The following is a 26,492-nucleotide window of genomic DNA, read 5'->3' on the forward strand; positions in this document are numbered from 1 at the left end:
CACTCGCGAACGCCCACCACATCGCGCCCGCATGGGCGGGACCACCGGTAGTCAACCAGTGGTGGAGTCGCTGACGATCCGATCGAACACCTGCATCTCACTGACGGGCACCCACAGCCGTACGGGACGAGAGTCGTAGATGCCCAGGCACAGCAGCCCGAGCGACCTGCCCCGGAACCACGAGACGGAGTACGACTCGGCAACGTAGACCGACTCGCACGGCAACGCGTAGTGGGTCACCCAGACGAACCCGCGTCGATAGCTGACCACCCCCTGCTCGTCGATGGATGCCGCCGCCCAGCTGTAGTTCGCGGCCACGAGCAGGGCCGTGGCGGTGACGAGCATCCAGCCGGCCGCGAGGAACACGGGTGCTTCGCGAACCAGCACGCCGACCAGGGCAAGCAGGGCCACTCCGAAGACCGCCATGGCCCACCCGAGCGGTCGGGGCATGGCGTCGGGGCGATACAGGGCGGCGACATAGCGCGGGAACTGCGTCTCCAGGCCCGAACGTACGGATGAAAGCCGTACGGCGGGAAACACGATGTTGGAGGCGATGCGGTCACCAGACTGTCGGGATGCGAACCGGAGTCGGGCGAACCCCGTGGCGCGCATCAGCGGGTTCTGCTGCACCTTCAGTCCGGCCACCTGCGCGCGACTCAGCTGCCGGGACTCGTCTGACAGCCAGCCGCCTGTCATTGCGTAACCGTCGTCGCGGTCGTGCACCTCGAAGCGTCGGAACCGTAGCCATGCCACGGCCACGCCGAACGTCACGGCCGCAGGTGCAGCGGCGATGAGCATGACCAGGATGAGCAGCGGGAGGGGGAGGTCGAGGTTGGGCAGCGTCAGAGGAGTGTTGGAAAGAGAAAGAACGTCGGCAATGTTGCCGTAGAGCCCGATGAGGAAGGGAACGACGAGCACGAACTGTCCGTAGGTCACCGAGAGCACCAGGAAGTCGCGAGGTCGGATGCGGTAGAGCAGTGTTGCCTTGGCCGGATCATCCACGAGCCCTGCCCCCGGCTCGCGCAGATCAACGCCGTCACCTGGACGAACCTCAACTCCGGCAGCCGCCGCATCGCGGCCGGCCACGACCTCAGAGGCGTGACCGCGGGTGCGGCTGCGCGCAAAGTCCCGTTCGAAACCGGCCGCCGTACGCGGTGTGACGGCCTCGATGATCAGTGTTGGCCGCGCCACGGAACCGACTCCGATGATCACCTTGCTGCACCCCAGGAGGCGCGCGACAGGCGACCGCGAAACCTGGATCGAGACCACCTCCCCCCACCCGAGCGACACCGCGCGCCGCACGAGAAGGCCTTTGCGGTAGATGATGCCGGCGGCGCCGACAGAGAACCTCGTGAACCACCATTCGAAGAGGAGCCCCGCCACGGCGAGTACGGCGATCGTGAGCGCGATGGCATCGATCGGCACTCCCAACCATGTCTGCCACCGGGTGCGGATCGCGAACCAGGCGATCGCAGTGGGAACGATGAACCCGGCTGACTCAGCGAGTCGGACCACGAGCATCAGGGGGCTGTTGCGGTGCAACGTCGGCGGGTCGGTCACGGAGAGCGCTCGCGAATGGCTCGCTCGAACCGCTCGGCCTCGTTCTTGTCGATGGGACCGACTGCGGCAGACTCGATGATGGTTCCCGCCCGTACCGTGTAGAGGCCGAACCACCGCAGGAGCGGACCTTGGCGGGCTTCGATGTAGAGGATTCGTGACAGCGGGTAGGCGCGTCGGCGTCGGAAGAGCCGACCGCGCTCGATCAGGAGCGATTCGGCGGTGAGCGTGTAGCGGTAGTAGCGGTACCGGCGGGGGATGAGCACGGCGGCGTCGAACAGGGTGCAGGCGAGGCCGAGCCCCAGGGCTCCCCGGACCCAACCACTCCACGGGGACGTCGGCCAGGCGGTCTGGACCGAGACCACGACAAGCGCGACGAGCACGAGGGCCAGCACGGCGTTCTCGACCTGCCAGAACAGCACCGAACGTGGGTGCAGCTGCCGGCTCTGATGGTCGGCGGCCAGTGGTGGCTCATCCGGCTGGGGGCGACCGGCACCAACCGGGTCCACGTCGAGCTGGTGATCTGGCGTCACGGAACCGGGTCTTCAGGAGCTGGGGTCGGCAAGGGTGGAGACGGTAACCGCCTGGGCCCGGGTTCGGGTCTGGCGCCCGTCGAACCAGATCCAGAGCAGCAGGAGTAGCCCCGCCGCCGAGACGACCAAGGGTCGACCGGTCTCGATCTTGCCCATGAACAGGAGGATCGCGACGGCTGCGACCCAGAGTGTCGGCGCGATGGCACCGGTCCACGACGGCCCCCGTCGACCAGCAAGCATCTGCAGGCCTAGGACGGCAAGCACGACGACGGTGATGAGGGCCAGAGCCACGTTCGGAGACACGATGTTCCTTTCGGTATGAAGATGATCTCGCACCCGTGCCAATGTCCCTAGCCGGGACGCTGGCGCGGCAAGGGTCGGCGTGCGACGTCTGGGCCGAGAGGTGCCACCGAGGGCGCTCGGGAGTGTGCCGAGGAGCGGCGAGGAGCCGGAGGCAGTTCTTCCAGCTCGGATGCCGTGTCACAAGTCACAGATCCTCAAGTGGTCGAGCTCCGGCTACACGATCGCCGAGATCGTCATCTTCATCGCTCGAGCCCTCGGGTACTGAGCGACCGCTCAAACGTGAAAGGCCGATGAGGATGAGCTTGACGTGGGCGTCCGTGTCCTGTGCTGCACGGAAGAGGGCCCCAGACCACCCTTCGTGGCTGGGGCCCTCGAGGCCGTACTCGGCGTTCCGAGTCAGTCGCCCTCGGGGCTCGGTGACGCCGATGACGGTTGCGTGCGCGCCTGGGAGGCCTGCGCCATGCCCACCGAGGCGTCGCCAGTCGTGGCGCTGCGAGCAGCAAGCTCCCGATAGGTCAGGGCCTTGCCCTCGAAGACCCCCTCGTGCGAGGCGACGGCCTCGCGGCGGGTCAGGTGCTCGGGGTTGCGCGCCTCGAACGACTGGCGCTGCTCGACCTTGCGCCGCCAGTGCGTGATGGCGTCCTTGTTGCCGCCCCCGAGCCCGTCCCAGGAGGTCGGGGCCGCGTCGTAGGACTCCGGCGCCGAGACGCCACCGATCCGAGCGATCCGACTCGGCACCCGCCTCGTCTCGCTGCCGCACGCCGGGCAGGTCGGGTTGGGGGTGCGCCACGACGCCACGAGCTTCTCGAAGCGGTGACCGCAGTCACCCTTGTAGTCATAGATCGGCATGACTGGCCTCCTCGGGATCGGTCACATCGTCGGTCGCAGCGTCGGCTAGCACTTGGTCACGTGTAGCTGTTGCCGACGCCTGTCTTGAGCGTCTTGATCTGCTCGGGGTCATGGCCGAAGACGACCGTGGCGTTGGTGGCCTCGGCGATGGTGCGGATCTTGTCGACGGAAGCGAACCACGCGACGGTGTCGTAGACGATGCCGGCGGCGACCGCGGGCGGGCCGTAGCTCTCGCTACGGTAGAGCGAGTCGGACGCGAAGATCATCGTGCCCTCGTCGGCGAGGTCGACCTTGAGGGCGAGCGTGCCCCAGGTGTGACCGGGAGTCTGCAAAATCGTCACGCCGGGCATGATCTCGGTGTCCGCGCCGATCGTGTCGAGGGGCAGGCCGTCGTAGTCGCCCTTGATGTGGGCACCGAGGTTGTAGCCGTCGAAGCTGAGGGCGCCCTTCTTCTCCTTCTCGTCGACGATGATCTTCGTGTCGGTGCCGGCCCAGAGCTGGGCGTTGGCGGCGTGGTCGAGGTGCAGGTGCGACAGCACGAGGTAGTCGAGGTCACCCGGCTCGATCTCGAGCTGCTTGAGGCGGCTGTCGAGCCACTGGTCCTCGGTCACGGTGTCGATGGGGAAGAAGTCGTTGAACCCAGGGGGCGCCCAGCGCTGCTCCCAGTCTCGCGGAACGCCGGCATCCCAGAGCATCTTCTGGCCGTTCGGGTGCTCGATGTAGACGACGTGGGTGGGCAGCTCGACCCAGTCCCGCTTCACCTCGGTGCCGCCTGACCGGCTCAGCATTTTGCTCGGGGCGATGAGCAGCCATGTGAGGTCGGCGTGCATCGCACCGGTCGGAAGGATGGTCACCTTGATCTTGTCGGCGTCCGACATGTCATCAATCACCTTTCGTCGTTGAAGGGCTTGCGCCTCCATCGTGCCGTGTCTATAGAATAACCGTCAATGGTCAGGCTCAAGAATTATGGCGTAGGCCCCTCTTTAGGCCTGTCGGGCACTCCTGTCCGGCGATGACGACGAGGCTGGATGAGCGCCCGATTAACCTGCAATCTGAGGAGTGAAACCATGGAGACTCGATCCGATCTGTATATCGGCGGGGCCTGGGTGCCGTCGATCGGCGGCGGAACCATCTCTGTAGAAAACCCGGCCACGGCGGAGGTCATCGCGACCATCCCCGCCGGCACGAGCGCGGACGTCGACGCGGCTGTCGCGGCCGCCACCGAGGCCTTTCCGGCCTGGGCGGGCCTGAGTCGGGCCGAGCGCCGCGACCACCTGGTCAGGGTGCGCGACGCCCTCGCCGCGAGGCAGGACGAGATCGGCAAGACCATCGCCCTCGACGTCGGCACCCCACTGCGCATCGCCACGAAGATCCAGGCGGCCCTGCCGATCACCGACTTCGAGGTCTATATAGAGGCGCTCGCCGAACCGGCCGTCGACGAGCGCATCGGCAACTCCATCGTCGTGCGCGAGCCGGCCGGGGTTGTCGCCGCGATCACGCCCTGGAACTACCCGCTGCACCAGGCGACGGCCAAGATCGCCCCCGCCCTGGCGGCCGGGTGCACCGTGGTGCTCAAGCCGAGCGAGGTCGCGCCACTGTCGGTCTTCCTCTTCATGGAGGCCGTGCACGAGGCGGGCCTACCGGCCGGGGTGCTCAACCTCGTCACGGGCTACGGCCCGGAGGTGGGGGAGGCGCTCGTCACCCACCCCGACGTCGACGTCGTCTCGTTCACGGGCTCGGTGGCCACCGGCACGCGCGTCGCGGCGCTGGCCGCCCAGTCGGTCAAGCGGGTCACCCTCGAGCTGGGCGGCAAGTCGGCGAACGTCATCCTCGACGACGCCGACCTGGCCCTGGCCGTCAAGGTCGGAGTCTCCAACGCCTTCCTCAACGGTGGCCAGACCTGCACCGCCTGGACCCGGATGCTGGTGCCGGCCGCGAAGCACGACGAGGCGGTCGCCCTGGCCAAGACCGCCGCCGAGACGTTCGCCGTGGGTGACCCACTCGACTCGGCGACCCGGCTCGGTCCGCTGGTGTCGGCCAACCAGAAGAAGCGCGTGCTCGACTACATCCGGTCGGGCATCGACTCGGGCGCGACCCTCGTGACCGGTGGGGTCGACGACCCGACCCTTCCCGAGGGCAACGCCACGAGCCACGGGCACTTCGTGTCGGCCACGGTCTTCGCGGGCGTCGACCCCGACTCGGTCATCGCCCAGGAGGAGATCTTCGGGCCGGTGCTGTCGATCATCCCGTTCGACGACGAGGAGCACGCGCTGGCCATCGCCAACGGCACCTCCTACGGGCTGCACGGCAGCGTCTGGTCAGGCGACCAGGAGCACGGCGTCGCCTTCGCCCGACGGGTGCGCACCGGCCAGATCGACGTCAACGGCGCTGCGTACAACCCGCGAGCGCCGTTCGGCGGCTACAAGCACTCCGGCATCGGCCGCGAGATGGGCGTTGCCGCGATGGACGAGTACACCGAGATCAAGTCGATCCAGGTCTGAGAAGGAGATCCACGATGGTCAAGGCCCTGGTCGTCCGCGGCGTCAACGAGACGCCTGAGCTGCTCGACGTCACCCTGCGCGCGGTGGGGGCCAACGACGTTCGCGTGCGCATCGTCGGGGCCGGGGTGTGCCACTCCGACCTCTCGATGATCGACGGCACCCTCTCGCCGCAGTACCCCCTCGTAATCGGCCACGAGGCTTCGGGCATCATCGCCGAGCTCGGTCCCGACGTCACGGGCCTCACGGTCGGGCAGGCGGTCGTGCTCAACTGGGCTGCCCCGTGCCGAACCTGCTGGTTCTGCAACAACGGTCAGCCCTGGCTCTGCTCGACGATCGAAGGCATCACCTCGCTGCCCGGTGGCACGCTGGCCGACGGCACCGAGGTGGGGGCTCTGCTCGGAGCCGGGTCGATGGCCGAGGAGGTCGTCATGGACGCGTCGGGCATCGTGCCGCTGCCCGACGGGGTGCCGCTCGCCGAGGCAGCGCTGCTCGGCTGCGCGATCCTCACCGGCATCGGCGCCGCGAACAACGCCGCCGCGATCCAGCCGGGCGAGTCGGTGATGGTCGTGGGCCAGGGCGGTATCGGTCTCGCGGCCGTCGTCGGCGCTCGCCTCGCCGGGGCCACCACGATCATCGCCGTCGACACCTCCGCCGACAAGGAGGCGCTGTCCCGCGCCGCCGGTGCCACGCACTTCCTGCTCGCCGACCCCAAGATCTCCAAGCAGATTCGCGCCCTGACCGACGGTCGCGGGGTCGATGTCGCGCTCGAGTGCGTCGGCGCCGCGGCCACGATTCGACAGGCCTGGGGCTCGGTGCGCCGCGGCGGGCGGTGCGTCGTGGTCGGGGTCGGGCCCAAGAACCAGGAGGTCGTCTTCAACCCGCTCGAGCTCTTCCACTTCTCTCGCACGCTGACCAGCTCGGTCTACGGCAACAGCGACCCCGAGCGGGACATGCCCCGGCTCGGCGAGTACGTGCGGTCGGGCCAGCTCGACCTCGCCGGACTCGTCACGCACCGCATCGGTCTCGAAGGAGTCGCTGAGGCGTTCGAACGGATGAAGCGCGGCGAGGGCGGGCGGTCTCTCGTCGTGCTCGACCAGCCGTGACGAGCGTCAACGGTCGCTCGGATGCCGGCCCCGGGCCTCCCAGCACTTCGAGCCCTCCGGTCGGCACTCCCTCCCGTCCTCTCGAGGGCCTGCGAGTCATCGAGCTCAGCAGCTATGTGGCGGCGCCGCTGTGCGGGCTGACGCTGGCCCAGCTCGGCGCAGACGTCATCCGGGTGGAACCGCCTGGAGGCACCAACGACCGCTCCCGCTGGCCGCTGGCCGAGAGCGGTCAGAGCCTCTACTGGGACGGTCTCAACCTCGGTAAACGGGCCATCGAGGTGAACCTGGACAGCCCCGGTGGAGCCGAGCTCGTGGCCGACCTCGTGTGCGCCGGAGGCCCGGCCGGGGGAGTGCTCGTCACGAACTCGACCCGCTACCCGGCTCTCTCATACGAGGCGCTGGCGACGCGGCGACCCGATGTCATCCACGTGCAGCTGCTCGGCCGCAGGAACGGGGGCACCAGCGTCGACTACCTCGCCCAGGTCGGGTCGGGGATGCCGCTGATCACCGGTCACCCCGACCCTGACGGCCGTCCGGGCGAACCGGTCAACCAGGTGCTGCCTGCGTGGGACGTGGCCGCCGGTCTCTACCTGGCGACCGGGCTCGTGGCCGCCGAGCGGCATCGCGTCGTCACCGGCGAAGGGCAGTCGATCCGGGTCGCTCTCGACGACGTCGCCCTGAGCACCCTCAGCACGCTCGGCTACTACGCCGAGGCTCACCTCAACGGTGTCGAGCGCGCGCCGATCGGCAACGAGGTCTACGGCTCGCTCGGTCGCGACCTGACCACCGCCGACGGGGCCCGCCTGTACCTGCTCGTGCTCACCCCACGGCACTGGAACGACCTGCTCGACCTCACGGGTCTGCACGCCCGGATGGCCGAGATCGAGCGTGAGGTGGGCGGCGACTTCGCCTCGGAGAGTGACCGTTTCGCCCACCGGCGCCGAATCTTCGCCCTGCTCGACCCGTGGTTCGCCGACCGATCGTGGGACGAGGTGAGCAGCGGGCTCGCCCGCACCAAGGTGTTGTGGGCCCCGTATCGGTCCTTCCGCGACGTCGTGGCCCACGACGCGAAGACTCTGCGCGACGACCCGATGTTCCACGAGGTCGACCAGCCGGGAGTCGGCCCCACCCTTCGCGCCGGGATGCCGCTGACGATGGCCGGACGCGACGCCGTCCCGACCCCCGCGCCCGCCGTGGGGCAACACACCCACGAGGTGCTCACCGAGGTTCTGGGCGACCGACCGGCCCAACCGGCATCCCTCCCGGAACCGAGCCGACCAGCCTGACCCAACCCGCTCCCGCGCTCACCGCGCCCAGGCACCAGGAGTCACCGATGACGACCTACGACGAACGCCCCTGGCTTGCCCTCTATGACGACGGCGTGCCCGCAGACCCGGTGCTGCCGGTCGAGCACGGGCTTGAGATGTTCGACGTTGCGCTGCGGGCGCGACCTACGGCACCGCTCATCCACTACATCGACGCCACCCTCACCGTGGCCGAGGTCGACCGGCTGTCGGCCAGTCTTGCCCGGGGACTCTCCGACGACTACGGCGTCACCCGGGGTGACCGGGTCATGATCCAGGTGCAGAACATCCCCGCCTTCGTGCTCGCCACGATCGCGACCTGGCGCCTCGGCGCTGTTCTCGTGCCCCTCAACCCGATGTTCCGCCCGGCCGAGCTCGACAAGCTGATGGCCGACGCGCAGCCCCGCGTCATGATCCTGCAGGCAGGCCTGTTCGCCGAGCTCGGAACCGTCGCTGACCAGCACTCGGTGCCGCTGATCAGCGCGAGCGAGCTCGACTTCGTGCAGGAGTGGCCCGCCGACCTCTTCCCGGCCGCGGAACGCGTGGAGCTCACCGGCATCCGGGATGTCATGGATCTCATCGGCGCCCACGACGGTGAACGACCCTCACCGATCGAGCTCACCGGCGACGACATCGCCTTCCTCGTCTACACCTCGGGCACCACCGGGCCCCCGAAGGGTGCGATGAACACGCACCGCGGCGTCGTGTTCAACTCCGAGAACTACCGCACCTGGTGCGGACTCACGCCAGACGACGTCTGCCTCGCGATCGCCCCGCTCTTCCACGTCACGGGCCTCATCGCGCACATCGGCGTGGCGTTCCTGCTGCCGATGCCGCTGGTGCTCGGCTATCGGTTCCACCCGGTCGGCATGGCGCGGCTCATCGAGCGGTACCAGGCCACCTGGGTGATGGGTTCGATCACGGCGTACATCGCGATGCTCAACGAGCCGCGCGTCGCAGACCACGACCTGTCGTCGCTGTCCAAGCTGTGGAGCGGTGGTCAGGCCGTGTCGCCGTCGACGGTCGAGCGGCTCGAGGCGACGTTCGGGGCCTACGTGCACAACCTCTACGGCCTGACCGAGGTGACGTCGGAGTCGCACGCCGTTCCCGCAAGCCGGCGGGCTCCTGTCGACCCGACGAGCGGCGCGTTGTCGGTCGGGCCGCCGGTGAGCGGGTTTCGGGTGCGCGTCGTCGACGAGGACGGGCTCGACGTGCCGGTGGGCGAGACCGGTGAGATCGCCATGGAGAGTGCGAGCGTCGTTCCCGGCTACTGGAACAAGCCCGACGAGACCGCGGCCGCGATCCCGGGCGGGCGCCTGCTCACGGGAGACGTCGGCTTCATGGACGAGCAGGGCTGGTTCTACATCGTCGACCGCAAGAAGGACCTCATCATCGCCTCCGGGTTCAAGATCTGGCCGCGTGAGGTCGAGGACGTGCTCTACGCGCACCCGGAGGTGCGCGAGGTCGGCGTCGTGGGCGTTCCCGACGCCTACCGCGGCGAGACCGTGGCCGCGTTTGTCAGCCTGCGCGCCGGGGCGACCGTGAGCTCAGCGGTTCTCGTCGACTTCTGCCGCGAACGGCTGGCGGCCTACAAATGCCCGGCCGAGGTCACGGTCGTCGACGAGATCCCCAAGAACCCCAACGGCAAGATCCTTCGCCGCGAGCTGCGCAAGCGTGCGGTGGGCTAACGGTGGGCGGTGCTCGACAGCCTGCCGCGCGCACCGAGAACGGGTGTGCCGTCGGCCGGTGAGGTGCTTTGAGTGAGGCGTGACAACGGTGAGTGGCGCCAACTCGTATCAGCGAGAAGGGATGCCGTGGTCGAGAGGCTTCATGGTGACACCTGCCAGATCGGCCGGATCGCCAGCCGGCGCGTTCCACTGCTGCTTTGCCAGCGTGTGGGATGACGAGCTCAGGGGGTGTCCGTGTTGGCGCAGGTACTCGGCATACACGGCGAACCATTGTTCCGCGGTGTACGGCGACCATCCGTGGGGTTGGGCGCGACCGTAGATGAACGTTGCATGGGCTGCCGGGGCGGTCTGCTCAGCCAGCATGACTTGGAAGAGCTGGACGGCATCGTTGAGGTAGTAGGTGTCGGTGTCGCCGACGTAGACATAGATCTTTCCGTCCAGCTGTCGGCCGAGCGTCGACCAGTGACTTCGAACGTAGTCAGTGAGGTCTTTCGGCTTCCAGCGTGCGGTCACCGCATGGTCGATGGCCCCGGTCTGCTTGTTCCACGGGTCTGCTGGGTAGCCGTCAACGCCTTGTGGCCCGTAGACCGCATCCCAGGTGTCCCAGGCGCCGGCCGAGCGGTGGTGGGTGCCTACGGCAAGCTCGTAGTGGTTCTCGTCAATGTCCTGGTAGGCGATGTCGCCCTCGGGTGAGCGGGCGTCCGGCTGCAGGACCTTCTGCAACCCGGCCTTCTTGTAGTAGGCGTTCGCATCGTCGTAGGTATTGACCAACTGCTCGCGGTGGAGGTCGACGGGGTCGGGGTACCCGGCGAAGGTCTCGCCGAAGACGTCGGGGTAGTACACGAGGCTCGCCAGTGCTTCCCAGCCGCCGGTGGACCCCCCGGACGTGATGCGCGCCCACGGCTCTGCCACCGTGCGGAACGCGTGGTCGATGGCGGGCACGAGCTCATGCGCGGTCGCCGTGCCGTAGGGCCCGAGGTTGGGAGAGTTCGTCACGTAGGACGAGTCGTAGAAGGGGTTCTCCTCGCGGATCTCCACGGAGATGAACTGTGGGCCCTGCCCGGAGAGCCAGGAGGACGAGAAGCTGTTCGAGCCGTCCTCGGTGAACCCGTGGGGCGCATCGGTGGTGAAGTGATCGAAGTGGTACTCCACGGGGTAGCGGGCCGACGTGGCGGACGTGTACCCGGCCGGGAGCAGAATGTTCGCGGCCACGTACATCGGCCGCCCCCAGAACGCGGTCAGGCTCGGGCTGAGAATCTTGATGTGCTTGACATGGGCGGTGTCCGGCGGGTTTCCCTGCTGGCAGGTGCCTCCCTTCGGCGCCGGGGAAGGCAGGGGAACCTGTTGGTCCAAGGACAAGGTGGTTACCTGACCGGGCCGGGCGCTGATCGTCACCCACTGGGGTGTGGAGTACAGGTTGCCCGGCGAGTTGAAGATGTCGTGGCCGTCGCCGCACGGCATGTGAAGAGAGACCGTCGAGCCGTCCGAACGATGGAACGTCTCGTAGCGGTTCAGGAACGCTTGAACGTAGTAGCGACCAGGCCTCAGCTGGTCGAGGGCACGCAGCGGAAAGCCATCGACGCCGGGTGCGTTGTCCGAAACGAGCACACGTGATCCCGGTTTCAGGCCGTGTACATCCATGCCCCAGAAGGGCGCGCCACCCACGATGTCGGTCTGGCCGCGTGGTTGCGAGGAACTGTCGGAACTCACGATGACGTACGCACGACCGTCGGTGGCCTGGTTGAGGGCTGGGCGCGGAAACGACAGGGAGAACTGCACGTGAGGGCTACTGCGCGCCGGGGTTGGAGCCGTCGCAGAGACGGGGACCGCACCAGTTACGACGACCGTCAGCAGACCGGTGGCGCTCAAAGCAACGCCCCTCTTCACGTTTACGCTGAGCATGAGCCCTCCGAACGTACGATCACACAGATCAAGCCTGCACGACTGACCAAGAGGACCAAACGTCCTCCGGCCGCAAAGGCCTGTCAAGAGATCCTGAAAGGTGCGCAGGCCGGCCGCTGGCAGGATGGGCGTCATGAACACCGAAGTGTCACTCAACGTGCGCACGCCGTCTCTGCTCGGTGACTACCTGAGGGCCCGACGCCAAGAGATCGCGCCCGAAGCGGTCGGCATCCAGCGGTCGACGGGCCGTAACCGGTTGGGCCTGAGCCGGGCCGAGGTCGCTGACCTGGCGAATATCTCGGTGGCCTACTACGACCTCATCGAGCGCGGCCACGATCTGCACCCGAGCGGTTCGGTGATCGACGGGCTTGCTCGCGGCCTGGGCCTGACCGCCGACGAGCGTGCGCACCTGCACGATCTGGCCACCGGCGCGAAACCGCGCCGCCAGGCCGAGCCCGAAGAGCTGACCGACGAGCTCGAGGAGCTGCTCGACTCGATCGACCCGAACCCGGCCTACGTCGTGGGTGCCCGGTGGGATGTGCTCGGCTCGAACCACACGGCGCGTCAGCTGTTCAGCGACTGGGAGGGCAAGCGCACCAAGCGTGAACGCAACCTGCTCTGGTTCTACTGCTGCGACCCGGCGGCCCGGAGCCTCTTCGTCGACTGGGAGCAGGAGGCCGCCGACCAGCTTGCGCTCTTCCGGGAGGCCTACGCCCGGCACCCTGACGACCCGTCGTTCAAGCGCATCCTCGACGAGATCTTCAAGAGCAACCCGGCCGCGGTCGACTGGTGGGAGCGTCACGACAACGACCCGAAGCGCGGTCGCACCAAACGAATCCGGCTGGCGTCCGGTGAGGTCATCAAGCTCAACCAGCTCGTGCTGCTCGTGTCAGACACTCCAGACATCCGCGTCATCAGCTACTTCGCGGATGCCGACGGCGACCTCGACGATGTGAACTTCGACGACGAGGAGTGACCGTTCACCGAAACCGATGCTGAAGCTCGCACTCTCCGGGTGGCCCGACGCGACATTACGTCGGCGTTACCGGAGCACGGTTGCATCGAGGCATCCAGCCAGGTTCGACATCTTGGGGTAGCCATGAGCTTCTGCACCTTCACCGCCTCAACCAGCCGCGCTGCCGCACGGGCCACAGTCGCCGCCGCCGCCGCCGCCATCGTCGTCGCGCTCGGCGCCTGTTCACCGTCCGGTGCGACGTCCGCGACGGGCGCTGCCGCCCAGGGCGACGAGTCGTCGTCCGCGTCGACGTCAGCGTCTGGTCCCGCCGCCGCGAACGTCGGGACACCCGGTACACCCACCAATAAGCAGATCGATGTGTGCACCCTGGACCCGGTGGCAGCGGTCGCACACATCACCGGCAAGAAGCTGACGAAGGGAGTTGAGCAAACAGTGGGACAGGTCGCTCTGGGCAGCTACGGGTGCGCCTACAACACCGACCTCGACGACGACGCCCTCGAGGTGACCGTCTTCCCCAACAGCGCGGACGGCCTGTGGGATGCGCTGACCAACGACACCAAGAGAACCCTGACCCCGGTTGCCGGCCTCGGCGAAAAGGCTTTCTACGACAACGACTCAACGCTGTACGCCAAGAAGGGGACCTACGTCGTTCAGGTCAACGGGCTCACCGACACGTCGCAGGCCTCCCAGCTGGCAACCCCGGTCCTCCGCGCACTCTGACGAACCCGGGCACGGCGGGGCGACCATGACCGGCCGGCTCTCAGCGGTCAGGACTAGCATCCCCGTGTGTCCGCTTGCGTGCGTCTGCTGGGCAGCGTGGAGGTGGCGCCCCGACCCGACGTGCCAGGCACGCCGGTCACCGGCCAGCGCGCCCGACTGGCGATCGCACGGCTGGCCCTGGACGGCGGGCCCGTCACCTCTGAACAGCTCGCCCACGCCGTGTGGGGGGACCGCCTGCCTCCTACCTGGCGAGCGGCCCTGCGTGGTCTTGTGCTGTCCCTCCGGACGGCCTTCGACCAGCACCCCACGGGACCAGTCGGCGGCGCAATCCGCACCACCGCAACCGGATACCAGCTCGACCCGGCGGCCACCGTCGACGCACGTCAGATTGTCGACCACGCTCGCCGGGCGGCCGCCGCCCGAGCGCGGGGTGACACGGCGACGGCCCTCCAGCTCGGCGGTGAGGCGCCTGACCGGCCACCAGACCTGCTGCCGGATGACGATGCCACGTGGCTCGCACCGCACCGCTCGGCCCTTCATCAGGCGTACGTCGAGCTCCTGTTGGTGCTGTCGGCGTCGGCCACAACAACGGGTGACGCGAACCGCGCCATCGTCGCGGCCCGCGACGCTGTCGCAGCCGACCCGGTCAACGAGCGTGCCCACCGCGCCCTCGTCGAGGCCTTGGCCGCTGCCGGTGACCGGGCGGGATCCGTCACCGCGTTCGAGCAATGTCGGGCGACCCTGGCCACCCGGCTCGGAGTCGATCCAAGCCAGGAGACAGTGGATTCCTACCTGACCGCGCTGGGCGCTGAGCCGGCGCACGATGCGGCTCGGGTGCCGAGATGGGGTACTTCCTTCGTCGGACGCCCAGACGAGCTGGCCCGACTGCAACGAATGCTGACTCGACCGGGACTGGTGACGGTCGTAGGGACGGGTGGGATCGGCAAGTCGCGGCTGGCCGCCGAGGCGGCACGCGCCAACGCCCGAGGTGGCGATCACGCGTACCGCTGGATCGTGCTCGGTGGCCTGGTCGAGGATGAGCTGGTGATGGCCGTGGTCGCCACCGAGCTGGGGATCCGCTCTGACCTGGCCGACCCGACCGATGTCGTGGCTACCGCCTTGTCGCCGCTGGGCCGGGCCTGGCTCATCCTCGACGGGTGCGAGGGAGTGCGAGACGGGGTCGCCTCGCTCGTTGACGCGCTCCTGCCGCGATGCCCGCTGCTCACCGTCCTCGCGACCGCGCGCTACCCCCTCGCGATCGAGGGGGAACGTCTGCTGGAGCTGGCTCCCCTCCCACCGGTGCCAGGAGGGGACGAACCCGACATCGACCACAGTCCACAGCTACAGCTGTTGCGTGACCGAGTGGGCAACGCCGGACAACCGCAACTGTGGACCACGGGGCACACCGCCTACGTCGTTGAGGTGGCGCAGCGGTGCCGCGGGATCCCGCTGGCGCTGGAGCTCGCTGCGGCGAGTCTGGCCACGATGTCGGTCCCTGACCTGCTGGACCAGCTGGACCGGGCGAGGGGCGGGCCCGGTGACCAGCTCTGGATCATGGCACGCGCCGCATACGAGCTGCTCAGCCAGGACGAGGCTCTCGTCTTTCGCCACCTCGGGCTGATGACCGGACCGGTCACGCTCGCCTTCGCCAGGGACGTGACCGCGCGCGCCGGGGTGCCCCCTGTTCGGGTGGCGCGGATCCTGGGCGAGCTGGCCAACCGAGGACTGCTCGGCATCGACCGGGGCCCGATCCGGTGGCGCTACACCGTCGACGACGACCTGTGCCGGTTCGCCGAGCACCTCATGGACGAGCGCGGCGAGCGAGCGCCGGGCTCCCTGCACGTCTTGTCGGCCGTGCTCAGCTGGCTACCAGATGACCCGGGGGCTGCGCCGGACACGTACCAGCAGCAGGTCAGCGAGGTTATGCCGACCCTGCGTAAGGTCCTGGCGGTTGGGGTTGCCGGTGAGACGGACGTGGAAGTGTGCCTCGAGCTGGCGTTTCGGCTGCACCGGTTCTGGGCTGTGGCCGGGGTCACCGAGGGCCGGTACTGGCTCGCCCGGCTCGTCGACACCCTTCAGCCTGGACAGGCTTCACGATGGGGGCCGTACGCGCGGTGGGCCCTGGGCTATCTGTGTTACTGGCTCGGTGAGACTGAGCTGGCGATCGCCCAGTTCGAGATGTCGGTCAAACAGCTTCAAGGGAACGCTGACCCGTTCCGCTCTCGGGGCCTGATGTACCTCGGCGGTCTGCTCGATGACGTCGACCGCGGTGCTGAGGGCGTGCTCCATGTGCGCGAGGCCATCGACGCGGCGAAGCATCTCGACCCGGCTCTGCAGACGGCGGTGGCAATGGGGCTCGGTGCGATCCTTTCTGAGCGCTCAGACCCCGAGGCGGCGGTCCACGCCCGGGCGGCAATCGACCTGGCGGCAGACCCGTCCAGCCACGTCGCTCCTGACCGGCTCGCGGCCGCGCTGGCCACTGCCGGGATGATCTGCTGGCAGGTGGGTGCGCTGACCGATGCCCAGGAGTTCCTCGACCGGGCTGGCGATCTGCTCGACGGGCAGCAGCGCATCGCCACCGTGGTCTGCCTTGCGGCCGGCGCTGGTGTCGCCCTCTCCCGCGGGGATCTCGAGCGGGCCCTGGACTCGGCGACCCGAGGCGACACCTTGGGAACCCGGCTCGGCGTCGAACGAGAACTGCCACTGGTGCGAATCCTGCTGGCTCGAACGCTTCTGCTTCGCGGCGACCTGCCCGCAGCCGGTACTGCCTCCATGTCGGCCCTCGCGGCGGCCGCGCAGCTGCCCCACCTGCATCCGTTGGCCGGTGCCCTGGAAACGGCTGCCCTCGTGCTCGAGGCAGCCGGTGGGGCCTCGGACGTCGAGCTGTCCAGCCTGCTCGCGGCCAGCCGTTCGATCCGTCGTGGCGGTGACCGACCGATACCTCCGACGTTGCGGCCGCCCATTGAGCGGCTCGCCAGGAACGTGGCGCCGGCCGCCTCCAGCATCGTGCCTTCGCCCCAGGAGGCCGCCCAGAAAGCAACCGCTCTGCTGCGGGCCTGCTTCTCCCAGGGCGGGATGACCTAGCCGTCGACCCGGGTTCGCGCCTTCCTCGTGCGATCGGCCGCGGCGAAAGAACGAAGATGACGCGGCGCCTCCAGCGTAGGCCGCCGGCCCATCGCCGACCACGTTACGCGGGCGTTACTCCTGCTTGCCAACGTGGCGTAATGACCCCACAGCGCAGTTTCGTCCTTGTTCTTGCGACGGCCGCTTTGGCCGCATCGGCCGGCTGCTCGAGCAGCCCATCCGGTGGGGGTCCTGCTGCACAGGCCGCTGGGTCCGTAGCGGCCGTTGCCCCGTCGTCTCCCGATAGACCGATGGCGAAGCCAACAACCTCGACGACGCCCCCCTCTGTCGCCCCGGGATCGTTCCCGTGCAACGTCTTCTCGCTGGCCGACATCAAGGCCGCTACGGGCTATGACGTGGTCATCGCGAAACCCATCGTCGCTGTTGGCGATTCCAGCCAGCGGTCGTGCGAGTACGTCGACGCGCAGAACCACGCCTTCGGCGTGATGGCGCGCAAGGGTCACGCCTCAGCGGCGCTCCAGGTGTTCTCCGAGATCGAGGGCACCGGCGGTCCGGTGAAGGGAATCGGTGACTCGGCGGTCGGTAACCAGAGCGAGCTCGGCGTCGTCTTCGGTGACGACTACGTGCAGGTGTCTGACGACTCCGATGCATCCGATGACTCGATGGCCTTGGCGAAGGTCGGGCTTGACCACCTCAAAGGGATGGTGCTCAAGGTGCACGCCGGCATGTGAGCCGACGGCAGAGCGCGCGGAGGTCGAGCTCAGGCGTGTGTTACCGCTTACGGGTGCCGAAGAGGCTGCGGGTGATCTCGCGCCCGAGCACGGTGCCGGCCGATCGCAGCATCGACTTGAACGCCGAGCTGCCGGCCACCTGCTCGATCAGGTTGGGCTCTTCCTTCGGTGCTCGGGGAGTCTTCGCCGCCGGGGCGGAGGCGGGGGCAGCCGGCGGCGCGGGCGGAGCGGCATCCGCCGGTGGGGTCTGGGCTTCGAGCCGCTGGGCGAGCAGCTCGTAGGCCGACTCGCGGTCGACGACGTCGGCGTACTTGGTCTTGATCTGCGAGGCGTCGACGATGCCGTCGATGGTCGCCTGCGACGAGGGGTCCATGAGCGAGTTGGGCGCCTTCATCCGGGTCCAGGCCACGGGGGTCGGCACGCCCTTGGCCGACAGAACCGTGACGACCGCCTCGCCGGTGCCGAGGCTGGTCAGCAGCTTCTGCATGTCGTAGGCCGTGTGTGGGTAGGTGGCGATGGCGGCCTTGAGCGCCTTGGCGTCGTCGGGGGTGAAGGCGCGTAGGGCGTGCTGAACCCGGTTGCCCAGCTGGGCGAGCACGCCCGACGGAACGTCCTTGGGCGACTGGGTGACGAAGAAGACGCCGACGCCCTTGGAGCGGATCAGGCGCACGGTCTGCTCGATCGCGTCGAGGAAGGGCTTGCTGGCGCCGTTGAACAGCAGGTGCGCCTCGTCGAAGAAGAACACCAGCTTCGGTTTGTCGACGTCGCCCTCCTCGGGCAGGTCGTGGAAGAGGTCGGCGAGCAGCCACATCAAGAAGGTGGAGAACAGCTGCGGCCGGTCTTGTACGCCCGGCAGCTCGAGGCACGAGATGATGCCGCGACCGTCAGGAGCGGTGCGCAGCAGGTCGGCGGTGTCGAACTCGGGCTCGCCGAAGAACGCTGCGGCGCCTTGGTCCTCGAAGGTGATCAGGTTGCGCAGGATGACGCCGGCGGTGGCCCCCGAGAGTCCGCCGAGGTCTTTGAGGTCGGCCTTGCCCTCGTCAGAGGTGAGGTGGCTGATCACGGCGCGCAGGTCTTTCAGGTCGAGCAGCGCCAGGCCGTTCTTGTCGGCGTAGTGGAAGACCAGCCCGAGGCTGCTCTCCTGAGTCGAGTTCAGCCCCAGCACCTTCGAGAGCAGCGTCGGGCCGAAGCTGGTGATCGTCGAGCGGATCGCGATACCGCTGCCCATGCCGCCGAGGGTGAAGAACTCGGTGGGGTAGCCGGCCGCCGTCCACGGCATCCCGACGTCGGTGGCTCGCGCGGTGATCTTGTCGCCGCCTTCGCCCGGGGTGGCCACCCCCGACAGGTCGCCCTTCATGTCGGCAAGGAAGACCGGAACGCCCTGCTCTGACAGCTGTTCGGCCATCAGCTGCAACGTCTTGGTCTTGCCGGTACCGGTGGCGCCGGCGACGAGCCCGTGCCGGTTGAGCACGCTGAGCGGGATCTGCACGGGGGCATCGGCGTGCGCCTGGTCGTCGATGACGACGGCCCCGAGCTTGAGCACTGGCTCGGCGCTCGCGTAGCCCGCCCGGATCTCGTCGAGCTGGGCACCGTCGGGGTTCGCGGCTGGCGTCTCGGTCACGCCTCGACTCTATCGGCCACCGTGCCGACATCGCTGTCTATGCTGTGGCAGTGATTTTCAAGGCCGTAGGCGACACCCGTCCGTATCCAGACCATGGTCTGGAGAGCACCATGGACTGGTCGAACGTGGCTCCCCGGGTGGTGCAGCTGGGTGAGCTCATCACGACGAAGACCACCCTCGACCTGCGCGACCTGCTCGCCGACGACTCGACCTTCTACGGTGACCTGTTCCCGCACTGCGTCGAGTGGGAGGGCCAGCTCTACCTCGAGGACGGCCTGCACCGCGCGCTGCGCGCCGCCCTGCAGCAACGGCCCGTGCTGCACGCCCGCGTGCTCGTGCTGTCTTGACCCCACCCCGAGAGACCTCGTGAAGGAGCCCCGATGACCCAGACCCAGGACCGCGCCCCGAGCGCGTTCAGGGTGCGTCGTCAGCGTCGCTCGACCGTGGTGGTCATCGTGGTGCTGCTCGGCCTCGCCGCCGCGTTCTACTACGCCTCGACCTACTTCAGCGAGACCGCACCGGTGCCGGTCCCGTGCACAACGGTCGCTCCTGTCGTGCCGCTCAAGCCCGCTGACGTCTCGCTCAACGTCTACAACGCGACGAACCGCAGCGGGCTGGCAGGAGCCACGGCGAAGGTGGCGGGCCAGCGCGGCTTCAAGGTGAAGAAGGTCGCCAACGACCCGAAGAAGGCGTCCATCAAGCAGGCGGCCCAGATCCGCTTCGGGCCGAGCGGCGCCGACTCGGCGAAGGTCGTGCAGGCCCGGGTGCCGGGCTCGGTGCTGGTGAAGGACAAACGCAAGGACGACACCGTCGACCTCGTGCTCGGCAAGGGCTGGAAGAAGTTCGGCGCCGAGCCTCCGGCCCCCGTCGCCACCCAGGCGGCGCCCCAGTGCCCGACCGTGACCGTCACGGGTTCATGAGCTCTTTTCTAGCTCGGTCGTGAGCAGGGATGCCGTTCAGCCCGGGCTGAGAGTGGGCTCGAGAGCTCAGGCCGAGCAGATCCGCTCGGTGTCCGTGCAGCGCTGGGGTGCGGTCCAGGTCGCTTGAGGCTGTCTCAGCGGCGGGGTAATCGTCGCGAAACGGCCCGCACCCGATGAGCTACATCCCGAACGTGTGCCACTCACCTTCGGAAACCACCTCGACGCAGTCGCCGACGACCGTGATGGCGGTCTGCTCGTCGATGGCATAGGCCGGGCCGCCGATCTCAACGGCCCACTGTTCCGCGTGCGCAAGGGTGTTCGTCGGGAAGGCGTTCAGGTGAGGGAAGATCGCGAACTCCACCAGCCCCAAAGTCCGATCGTCTCTGGCCGCCGGCCATGTGACGAAGTCCGAACCGATTCGAGGTGCCATGACCATGCTCCCGGCGCTCACTCCGACCCAGGTCGTGTCGGTCAGGGAGGACAGGTGGTCGGCCAGGCCGGATTTCCGCAGCCAGTGACACAGGTACGTGGCATCGCCGCCGTCAACGAGCAGAACGTCGGCCTGACGGACCCAGTCGACCCATCGCTCCGTGCCGATGGTGGGTAGGGCGGTGAGCTCGAGGACACCCACGGACTTCCACGGCAGCGAGGTCATGGCGTCTCCGGGGTGCTCGCCACTGACAAATCTGCGCACCGATCTCGGCCCACACATGGGGTGCCCCCATTGCGCGGTCGGGATGCAGAGCGCCTCGGACTCGGAGATCGGCTTGCCCACCATGCCGACGAGCGCGTCGCGGATGCTGGGGTTCGTGACGCCGCCCGAGGTGAGAAGCAGCTTCATCGCTGGGGCTCCTTGGTGTAGCTGGGAGGGTCGGGCAACGAACGGGCCGGGGGAGGCGCTCCGGACGTTGACGGGCGTTGACGGACTTGACTGGTTTTGACACCGTACACACCGACCATCCCCGCCCGGGTGCATGAGCACGCGCCCCTGCGGGTCCGCGCGCCGGCACCATGGGTGGGATGTCGCTCAGTCGGCAGCCGCTTCTGCCACGCTCCCGAGACGATGCGGCATCCGGCACCCGCAGACGCCCGATCTCAACGCGGGGCCACCGGACCCACCGTCGCCGGTTCGGCCATCGTCGCGACGAGGATGGCCTTGATGGTGTGCATGCGGTTCTCGGCCTGGTCGAACACGATCGACGCGGCCGACTCGAAGACGTCATCGGTGACCTCGAGCTCTTTGAGGCCGAACCGCTCGTGCACCTCCTGCCCGACCGCGGTGTCAAGGTCGTGGAAGGCCGGCAGGCAGTGCATAAACTTCACGGCGGGGTTGCCCGACAGGGCAAGCAGCTCGGCGTTGACCTGGTAGGCCCCGAGCAGGTCGATGCGGTCGGCCCACACGTCCTTGCTCTCACCCATCGACACCCACACGTCGGTGTGCACGAAGTCGACCCCACGCATCCCGTCGGCGACGTCGTCGGTCAGGGTGACCCGGGCGCCGGTCTCGGCGGCGTACCGGTTGGCTTGCAGCACAACATCGCTCGCCGGCCAAAGGCTCTTCGGCGCGATGATGCGTACGTCCATGCCGAGCATGGCGCCGGTGATGAGCAAAGAGTTGCCCATGTTGAAGCGCGCGTCGCCGATGTAGGCGAAGGCGATCTCGGCATCCGGTTTGCCGGCGTGCTCGCGCATCGTCAGGGCGTCGCACAACGACTGGGTCGGGTGCCACTCGTCGGTCAGCCCGTTCCACACCGGCACCCCGGCCCAGGCGCCCAAGGTCTCGATCGTGTGGTGGGCGAAGCCGCGAAACTCGATGCCGTCGTAGAAGCGGCCGAGCACGCGAGCGGTGTCCTTGATCGACTCCTTGTGGCCGATCTGCGAACCGACGGGGTCAAGGTAGGTGGTGCTGGCGCCCTGGTCGGCGGCCGCGACCTCGAACGCGCACCGGGTGCGGGTCGAGGTCTTCTCGAAGATGAGGGCGATGTTCCTGCCCACCAGCCGGCGCTCCTCACGGCCCTCGCGCTTGGCCTCCTTCAGCTGCGCCGAGAGATCGAGCAGGGCCCGAAACTCGTCGGGCGTCAGGTCGGTCTCCTTGAGCACGTTCCTTCGATGCAGCGAGGCGAGCGTCATGCGCTGATGCTGTCAGGTCGCACGGCGGCGGGTAAAGCACCACCACCACCACCACCACCGCCACCACCACCACCACCACCACCACCGACGGCCCATAGCGCACCAGGCCCCGACCGTCGGGGTCGGGGCCTGGCGTTCTGGCGGAGGATAGGGGATTCGAACCCCTGAGAGCTTTCACTCAACACGCTTTCCAAGCGTGCGCACTAGGCCACTATGCGAATCCTCCGTCGGGCACGCTACCGGAGTCGGGCAGGTCCGAAGAAATCCGTGCGTGTCACGGGGCAGGCTCGGGGCCGTGTCCGGCGAGGGCTCCGGCTGCGGTTTCATGGGCGCGGGCGTTACGGCATACACTCGCTGTCGGCACCCCGCGTGGTGGTACCTTTCCGAACTCCCCCAGGGCAGGAATGCAGCAAGGGTAGGAGAGCTCTTCCAGGTACGTGGGGTGTCCCTTTTCCCGCACGTCTCGGTGGCTCGCCCCGCCGCGACGTCCCGCCCGGATGCCGCTCAGCCCCGTAGCAGCTTCGAACCGAAGGTCCGCGCATGTCCAGCCCCGTCCGCCTCCCGCCGGCACCGGCCGTGAAGACGGCCCGCGCCGCGGTGTTCACCGCCTTCGCCATCAACGGTGCGGCGTTCGCGGCGTTCGCCTCGCGGGTGCCCGACCTGAAGTTTCAGCTCGGTCTCAGCGCCGGCCAGCTCGGCCTCACCCTGCTCGCGGCGTCACTCGGGTCGGTCATCGGGCTGCCGCTCTCTGGTTGGTTCGTGGGCCGCTTCGGCGCGGCCCGAACCCTGGTGGGGGCGGCCACGATCCAGGCCGTCGGCCTCGTCGGGGTCGGCATCGGCATCGACGTGCTGAACGACCGCGCGATCGTGGCGGTGGCGCTGTTCCTCGTCGGGGCCGGTACCGGCACCTTCGACGTCGCGATGAACTTCGAAGGGGCTGCGGTCGAGCGGCTGCTCGGGCGGGCGATCATGCCGCACTTCCACGCGGCATTCAGCGGGGGCACGGTCATCAGTGCCCTTATTGGCGCCGGCCTGTCGTTCCTGCACGTGTCGATCGCCGTGCACCTCGTGGGCGTCGCGGTCCTGCTGGCCCTCGTGGTTCCGTGGTTCCCGCGGGCCTTCCTGCCGCAGCCGGTCGAGGATGACGACGACGTGCCCGCCGGCGAGAAGTCGGGGATGCGGGCCGCCTGGCTCGAGCCGCGAACACTGCTCATCGGTGTCGTGGTGCTGGCCGCGGCGTTCACCGAGGGCACGGCCAACGACTGGGTGGCGGTGGCCCTCTCCGACGGGTACCAGCTGCCTCGGTGGGCGGGCGTACTGGGCTTCGCGGTGTTCCTCACGGCGATGACCGTCGGGCGCCTGCTCGGCACCCGGCTGCTCGACCGGTACGGCCGTCTCCCGGTGCTGCGCATCATGTTCGTCGCCGCGGTCGTCGGCTGCCTGCTCGTCGTCTTCGGAGGGCAGTGGCTGGCGTTCGTCGGTGCCGCCGTCTGGGGGGTCGGAGCGAGCCTGGGCTTTCCCGTCGGGATGAGCGCGGCTGCAGACGAGCCGCGCCGCGCTGCCGCCCGGATGAGCGTCGTGTCGACGATCGGCTATACCGCCTTCCTCGCCGGGCCGCCGCTGCTCGGCTTTCTCGGTGACCACATCGGGGTGCTGCACTCGCTGCTCGTTGTGGGCGCGATGGCGGTCATCGCCCTGCTGGCGATTCCTGCGGTCCGTGAGACAGACCGGGTCGCTCGGGTCGACTGAACCCGCCGCCGGCGTGACTCAGAAGTACTCGGTCATGAACGGCTGGCCGGCGAAGATCGCGTCGAGGGCCGCGTCGTCGCTCGATGTGCCTCCGACCGCCAAGCCGGCCTGACGCAGCCGCGACAGGGTCCAGCCGCACCACAGCGCGGCCAGCCCGCGGGCTTCCAGCCGCACCGGCTGCTCGTCGTGACCGGATGCCGCAGGGCCCGCCGCGGTGCGCAAGTGATCACTCGACTCGGGGTGGTGGCCACTCGACCGCGGATGAGTGGTGCGGGTCGGCACCGTCGACGGCTGCTGCAGCACCGCCTTGCCGCGGCCGCCGGAGACGGCGATCACCCAGGTGCCGGTGTTGGCCGGCGCGTCGGGGTCGGTGACCGCGACCGAGGCGCTGGCCACGAGACCGGGCGCGAAGCCGCGCGCCGCAACGGCTCCGCCCAGGTCGACCACCCTGAGCATCCACGGCACCGTGTGCACCCCGGCATCCGGGAGGCCGCCGACAGCGAGGGCCACCGGATCGCGCGGGTCGAGCCAGGCCTCCACGACGGGAGCGGCCGACGAGCCGGAGCCGACCACCGACCACAGGGCCGCCGCGGTGCCCGGACTCTGCGCGACGAGGCTCTCGACCGTGAGCACACCGCCGCCGAGCGAGTAGGCCACGAAGCCGTCGTCGGCGAGGTAGTGGATCATCTCGGTGTCGGCCAGCTGCGCCCTCCAGGTCTCGGCGGTCGGGAGCATGGGGCCGCTCAGCCGGTTCTGCTGCTGGTGAGCCCGGGCCAGCTCTTCGAACCGGGCGGCGTCGCCCGGCCCGGCCGCACGAAGGCTGACGCCGGCCCTCACCGAGCGCAGGGCGCGCAGGGCGTCAGCGGCATACGTCAACCGGGTCTGGCCGCCGCCGAGCTCGTAGCCGACTGCGCGGTAGAGCATCGGTGCCGTGGGGTAGAGGCACGACACGACGTCGCCGAGCTCGATCATCCGCTGCACGAGCGCGCGGCCGAGCAGCGACGCCACGCCTCGCCCGCGGGCCGCCGGGTCGACGTAGACCCCTGCGACGCCGCCCATCGGCAGGTGCCGGCCGCCCCATACCTGCTGGTAGGGCCGGATGCGGCCGCTGCCGAGCACACGGTCACTGGCGGACCTGCTGTCGGCGGTCTCGACCACGACGAGCATGCGACCGCCCACCGTCTCGTCGGCGACGCGTTGCCACCAGCCCTGACCGCCGGCCCCGAGCGGGCCGAACGACCGGGAGCGGATGGTCAGCACGGCATCCAGGTCGGCCTCAGTGACGTCACGGACACGAAGCTCGCTCATGAGGCGAACCTACCCACACCCAGCGTCGGTTCGGTTTCTGTGACCGAGCGGCGTCGGTACGGTGTCGGTGCAGTGTCGGTGGGCCGTCCGGTCAGGCGCGGTGCATGTGGGTCAGGCGCCGGGCCTGCCAGAAGCCCCACCACACGAACCCGATGGTGGTCCAGCCGGCGAAGCCCAACCACGACCACAGCTGGGCCTTGACGAAGAAGGTCATCAGCGAGCCGACGATCAGCACGAAGATCACCGGCATCAGATACCAGGCGATCATCCCCTGCGGGCCGCCGCGCACCGGGGCCGAGCCGCGGAACGCCGCCAGCAGGTGTCCGCCGCACAACACGGCGAGCACCGCGACCAGACTGAGCAGGGACAGCACGGACACAGGGGCGGCCAGCGCCGACACGACCATTCCGGCCGCCAGCACGACCGTCGTGAAGGCCAGGGGCACGACGAGGTGGGCGCTCGCCTCGGCCAGCGGCCCCGAGCCGATCAGCGATGGCGTGCCCACGTTGTCGGCCTGCAGTCGCAGCCCCTCCGACCAGGCTCCGAAGCCGAGATAGAGCGGCACGAGACCGATGGTGACCCCGATGCCGGGGGCCGAGCTCTGGGTCGCGGCCCACACCACGACGGCGCCCCCGAGAACGACGAGGCCGAAGCCGGCCGCCAGCGAGGCAGGCGAGCGCAACAGGCCGAGAATGTCGCGCCGCACCATGGTCGGGAACGGGCGACCGGGTCGCAGCCGCACGCCCCGGGCGAAGCGAACCGGCCGGGCGAGCGCGAGCCGGGCAGTGCGCAGGTTGCCGGTCATGGCCGACCCGGCGAGCGTCGAGGTGTTGGCCGAGTGGGCTCGCAGCCCGTCGACGTGCAGCTCGCGCAGCGCCTCGGGCACGTGCCAGAGCAGCTTCGGGCCGCGGTTCGGGCCGGGCCACGACCGCACCTGTGACCAGAGCCAGAGGTGGGTGGCGGCGACGGCGACGGCGGCGCCGGCGACCAGACCCACGGCGACCGATACGGGGCTGGTCACCCCGGTGAACGCCAGGCCCCCGCCGAGCACGAGCCCGGTGATCGCACCGAGGAAGACTCCGGCGCTCAGCGCGAAGCGCCACCAGCGGCGAACCGACAGGGCACGGTCGATCGGCGTCGTGACGACGAGGTCGATCCACGGCAGGGGCGGCACGACCGGGCCCCGGAACCGGCCGACCCAGAGTGCGGCGAGGAACACCCCGGCCACGGCGGCCAGCAGCAGGCCCGCCGCTTCGGGCGAGGCGAGCTGCTGGCGGAGCACCTCGGGGTTGGAGGTTCGGAACAGCGCCTGCACGAGGGGGAAGCCGTAGGCCAGCGAGCCGAGAAAGACGAGGTAGGCGGCGTAGAGGCCCTGCTGTCGGGCCTTGCGTGCTTCCTCGCCGCCGATGATCCAGTCGGCCTGGCCGAGCAGCTCAGCATCGTCGAACTCGCTCTCGGCGATGTCGGCGCCGCTGGTGCCACTGGTGCCGGACTGGTCGTCGTCGCGCATCAG

The 26,492-nt window shown here is 68.9% G+C and carries 22 protein-coding genes, 1 tRNA gene and 1 other RNA gene; 12 read left to right on the forward strand and 12 right to left on the reverse strand.

Annotated features, from left to right (window positions below; genetic code table 11):
• Window positions 1-51: 51 nt before the first annotated feature.
• From BA895_RS00100 to BA895_RS00120, 5 genes are all read right to left on the reverse strand, one after another.
• Window positions 52-1,560 (reverse strand): PH domain-containing protein, encoded by a 1,509-nt coding sequence (locus tag BA895_RS00100; RefSeq protein ID WP_070189867.1) that lies wholly within the window; start codon window positions 1,558-1,560, stop codon window positions 52-54.
• Window positions 1,557-2,066: a PH domain-containing protein gene (locus BA895_RS00105; protein WP_175442209.1), complete on the reverse strand. Its 510-nt coding sequence runs from the start codon at window positions 2,064-2,066 to the stop codon at window positions 1,557-1,559. Before BA895_RS00105 ends, BA895_RS00100 begins: the two co-directional genes overlap by 4 nt.
• A gap of 36 nt (window positions 2,067-2,102) precedes the next feature.
• On the reverse strand, window positions 2,103-2,393 hold the full coding sequence (locus BA895_RS00110) for a hypothetical protein (RefSeq protein ID WP_139142447.1): 291 nt from the start codon (window positions 2,391-2,393) through the stop codon (window positions 2,103-2,105).
• Between the two features lie 396 nt (window positions 2,394-2,789).
• Window positions 2,790-3,242, reverse strand: a complete 453-nt coding sequence (locus BA895_RS00115; protein ID WP_070189870.1) for a zinc ribbon domain-containing protein — start codon at window positions 3,240-3,242, stop codon at window positions 2,790-2,792.
• A 56-nt stretch (window positions 3,243-3,298) separates the two neighbouring features.
• A complete protein-coding gene (locus BA895_RS00120) occupies window positions 3,299-4,120 on the reverse strand; it encodes an N-acyl homoserine lactonase family protein (RefSeq protein ID WP_070189871.1) in 822 nt (273 codons plus the stop codon).
• A gap of 189 nt (window positions 4,121-4,309) precedes the next feature.
• Here BA895_RS00120 and BA895_RS00125 point away from each other — a divergent pair, with 189 nt between their 5' ends.
• From BA895_RS00125 to BA895_RS00140, 4 genes are read left to right on the forward strand one after another with little or no spacing between them, the layout of a single operon-like run.
• Window positions 4,310-5,743: an aldehyde dehydrogenase family protein gene (locus BA895_RS00125; RefSeq protein WP_070189872.1), complete on the forward strand. Its 1,434-nt coding sequence runs from the start codon at window positions 4,310-4,312 to the stop codon at window positions 5,741-5,743.
• A gap of 14 nt (window positions 5,744-5,757) precedes the next feature.
• The gene (locus tag BA895_RS00130; RefSeq protein WP_070189873.1) at window positions 5,758-6,846 is read left to right on the forward strand and encodes a zinc-binding dehydrogenase; all 1,089 of its coding nucleotides are present in this window, start codon (window positions 5,758-5,760) and stop codon (window positions 6,844-6,846) included.
• Complete coding sequence (locus tag BA895_RS00135) at window positions 6,843-8,132, forward strand: CoA transferase (RefSeq protein WP_083282817.1); 1,290 nt, start codon at window positions 6,843-6,845, stop codon at window positions 8,130-8,132. The genes BA895_RS00130 and BA895_RS00135 overlap by 4 nt, the downstream gene beginning before the upstream one ends.
• Before the next feature lie 47 nt (window positions 8,133-8,179).
• Window positions 8,180-9,838, forward strand: coding sequence for a class I adenylate-forming enzyme family protein (locus BA895_RS00140; RefSeq protein WP_070189874.1), 1,659 nt, complete (start codon window positions 8,180-8,182; stop codon window positions 9,836-9,838).
• Window positions 9,839-9,946: 108 nt separating this feature from the next.
• Here the strand turns inward: BA895_RS00140 and BA895_RS00145 are convergent, their stop codons facing one another.
• Window positions 9,947-11,875 carry an alpha/beta hydrolase-fold protein gene (locus BA895_RS00145; RefSeq protein WP_139142448.1) on the reverse strand — a complete coding sequence of 643 codons (1,929 nt, stop codon included), beginning with the start codon at window positions 11,873-11,875 and terminating at the stop codon, window positions 9,947-9,949.
• On the opposite strand from BA895_RS00145, the gene BA895_RS00150 reads away from it, so the two are divergent.
• The 4 genes from BA895_RS00150 to BA895_RS00165 all read left to right on the forward strand — a co-directional run bounded on the left by BA895_RS00150 (window position 11,874) and on the right by BA895_RS00165 (window position 17,251).
• Window positions 11,874-12,716, forward strand: coding sequence for a helix-turn-helix transcriptional regulator (locus BA895_RS00150; protein ID WP_175442210.1), 843 nt, complete (start codon window positions 11,874-11,876; stop codon window positions 12,714-12,716). The genes BA895_RS00145 and BA895_RS00150 overlap by 2 nt on opposite strands.
• A 39-nt stretch (window positions 12,717-12,755) precedes the next feature.
• Window positions 12,756-13,436 carry a hypothetical protein gene (locus BA895_RS00155; protein ID WP_175442211.1) on the forward strand — a complete coding sequence of 227 codons (681 nt, stop codon included), beginning with the start codon at window positions 12,756-12,758 and terminating at the stop codon, window positions 13,434-13,436.
• A 66-nt stretch (window positions 13,437-13,502) separates the two neighbouring features.
• Complete coding sequence (locus BA895_RS00160; RefSeq protein WP_083282819.1) at window positions 13,503-16,520, forward strand: BTAD domain-containing putative transcriptional regulator; 3,018 nt, start codon at window positions 13,503-13,505, stop codon at window positions 16,518-16,520.
• A 290-nt stretch (window positions 16,521-16,810) separates the two neighbouring features.
• A complete protein-coding gene (locus BA895_RS00165) occupies window positions 16,811-17,251 on the forward strand; it encodes a hypothetical protein (RefSeq protein ID WP_070189879.1) in 441 nt (146 codons plus the stop codon).
• Between the two features lie 40 nt (window positions 17,252-17,291).
• On the opposite strand, the gene BA895_RS00170 is transcribed toward BA895_RS00165, so the two are convergent.
• A complete protein-coding gene (locus tag BA895_RS00170; protein ID WP_070189880.1) occupies window positions 17,292-18,872 on the reverse strand; it encodes a helicase HerA-like domain-containing protein in 1,581 nt (526 codons plus the stop codon).
• 50 nt (window positions 18,873-18,922) lie between these two features.
• On the opposite strand from BA895_RS00170, the gene BA895_RS00175 reads away from it, so the two are divergent.
• Window positions 18,923-19,219 carry a type II toxin-antitoxin system VapB family antitoxin gene (locus BA895_RS00175; protein WP_070189881.1) on the forward strand — a complete coding sequence of 99 codons (297 nt, stop codon included), beginning with the start codon at window positions 18,923-18,925 and terminating at the stop codon, window positions 19,217-19,219.
• A gap of 33 nt (window positions 19,220-19,252) precedes the next feature.
• A complete protein-coding gene (locus BA895_RS00180; protein WP_070189882.1) occupies window positions 19,253-19,792 on the forward strand; it encodes a LytR C-terminal domain-containing protein in 540 nt (179 codons plus the stop codon).
• Window positions 19,793-19,970: 178 nt separating this feature from the next.
• Here BA895_RS00180 and BA895_RS00185 read toward each other — a convergent pair whose 3' ends face one another.
• The 3 genes from BA895_RS00185 to BA895_RS00195 form a co-directional block, all read right to left on the reverse strand.
• Complete coding sequence (locus BA895_RS00185) at window positions 19,971-20,633, reverse strand: Type 1 glutamine amidotransferase-like domain-containing protein (protein ID WP_070189883.1); 663 nt, start codon at window positions 20,631-20,633, stop codon at window positions 19,971-19,973.
• Between the two features lie 254 nt (window positions 20,634-20,887).
• Window positions 20,888-21,922: an ornithine carbamoyltransferase gene (gene argF / locus BA895_RS00190; protein WP_070189884.1), complete on the reverse strand. Its 1,035-nt coding sequence runs from the start codon at window positions 21,920-21,922 to the stop codon at window positions 20,888-20,890.
• A 138-nt stretch (window positions 21,923-22,060) separates the two neighbouring features.
• Window positions 22,061-22,148 (reverse strand) — tRNA-Ser (locus tag BA895_RS00195).
• A gap of 130 nt (window positions 22,149-22,278) precedes the next feature.
• On the opposite strand from BA895_RS00195, the gene ffs reads away from it, so the two are divergent.
• Both ffs and BA895_RS00205 read left to right on the forward strand, forming a co-directional pair.
• An RNA gene (ffs, locus tag BA895_RS00200) (signal recognition particle sRNA small type) lies at window positions 22,279-22,375 on the forward strand.
• An 87-nt stretch (window positions 22,376-22,462) separates the two neighbouring features.
• Window positions 22,463-23,671, forward strand: a complete 1,209-nt coding sequence (locus tag BA895_RS00205) for an MFS transporter (RefSeq protein ID WP_070189885.1) — start codon at window positions 22,463-22,465, stop codon at window positions 23,669-23,671.
• Between the two features lie 18 nt (window positions 23,672-23,689).
• Here the strand turns inward: BA895_RS00205 and eis are convergent, their stop codons facing one another.
• Both eis and BA895_RS23360 read right to left on the reverse strand, forming a co-directional pair.
• Window positions 23,690-24,979 (reverse strand): enhanced intracellular survival protein Eis, encoded by a 1,290-nt coding sequence (gene eis / locus BA895_RS00210; protein ID WP_070189886.1) that lies wholly within the window; start codon window positions 24,977-24,979, stop codon window positions 23,690-23,692.
• A 91-nt stretch (window positions 24,980-25,070) separates the two neighbouring features.
• On the reverse strand, window positions 25,071-26,489 hold the full coding sequence (locus BA895_RS23360) for a hypothetical protein (protein ID WP_070189887.1): 1,419 nt from the start codon (window positions 26,487-26,489) through the stop codon (window positions 25,071-25,073).
• Between the last annotated feature and the right edge of the window lie 3 nt (window positions 26,490-26,492).

Source organism: Humibacillus sp. DSM 29435 (assembly GCF_001758225.1).
Classification (GTDB): domain Bacteria; phylum Actinomycetota; class Actinomycetes; order Actinomycetales; family Dermatophilaceae; genus DSM-29435.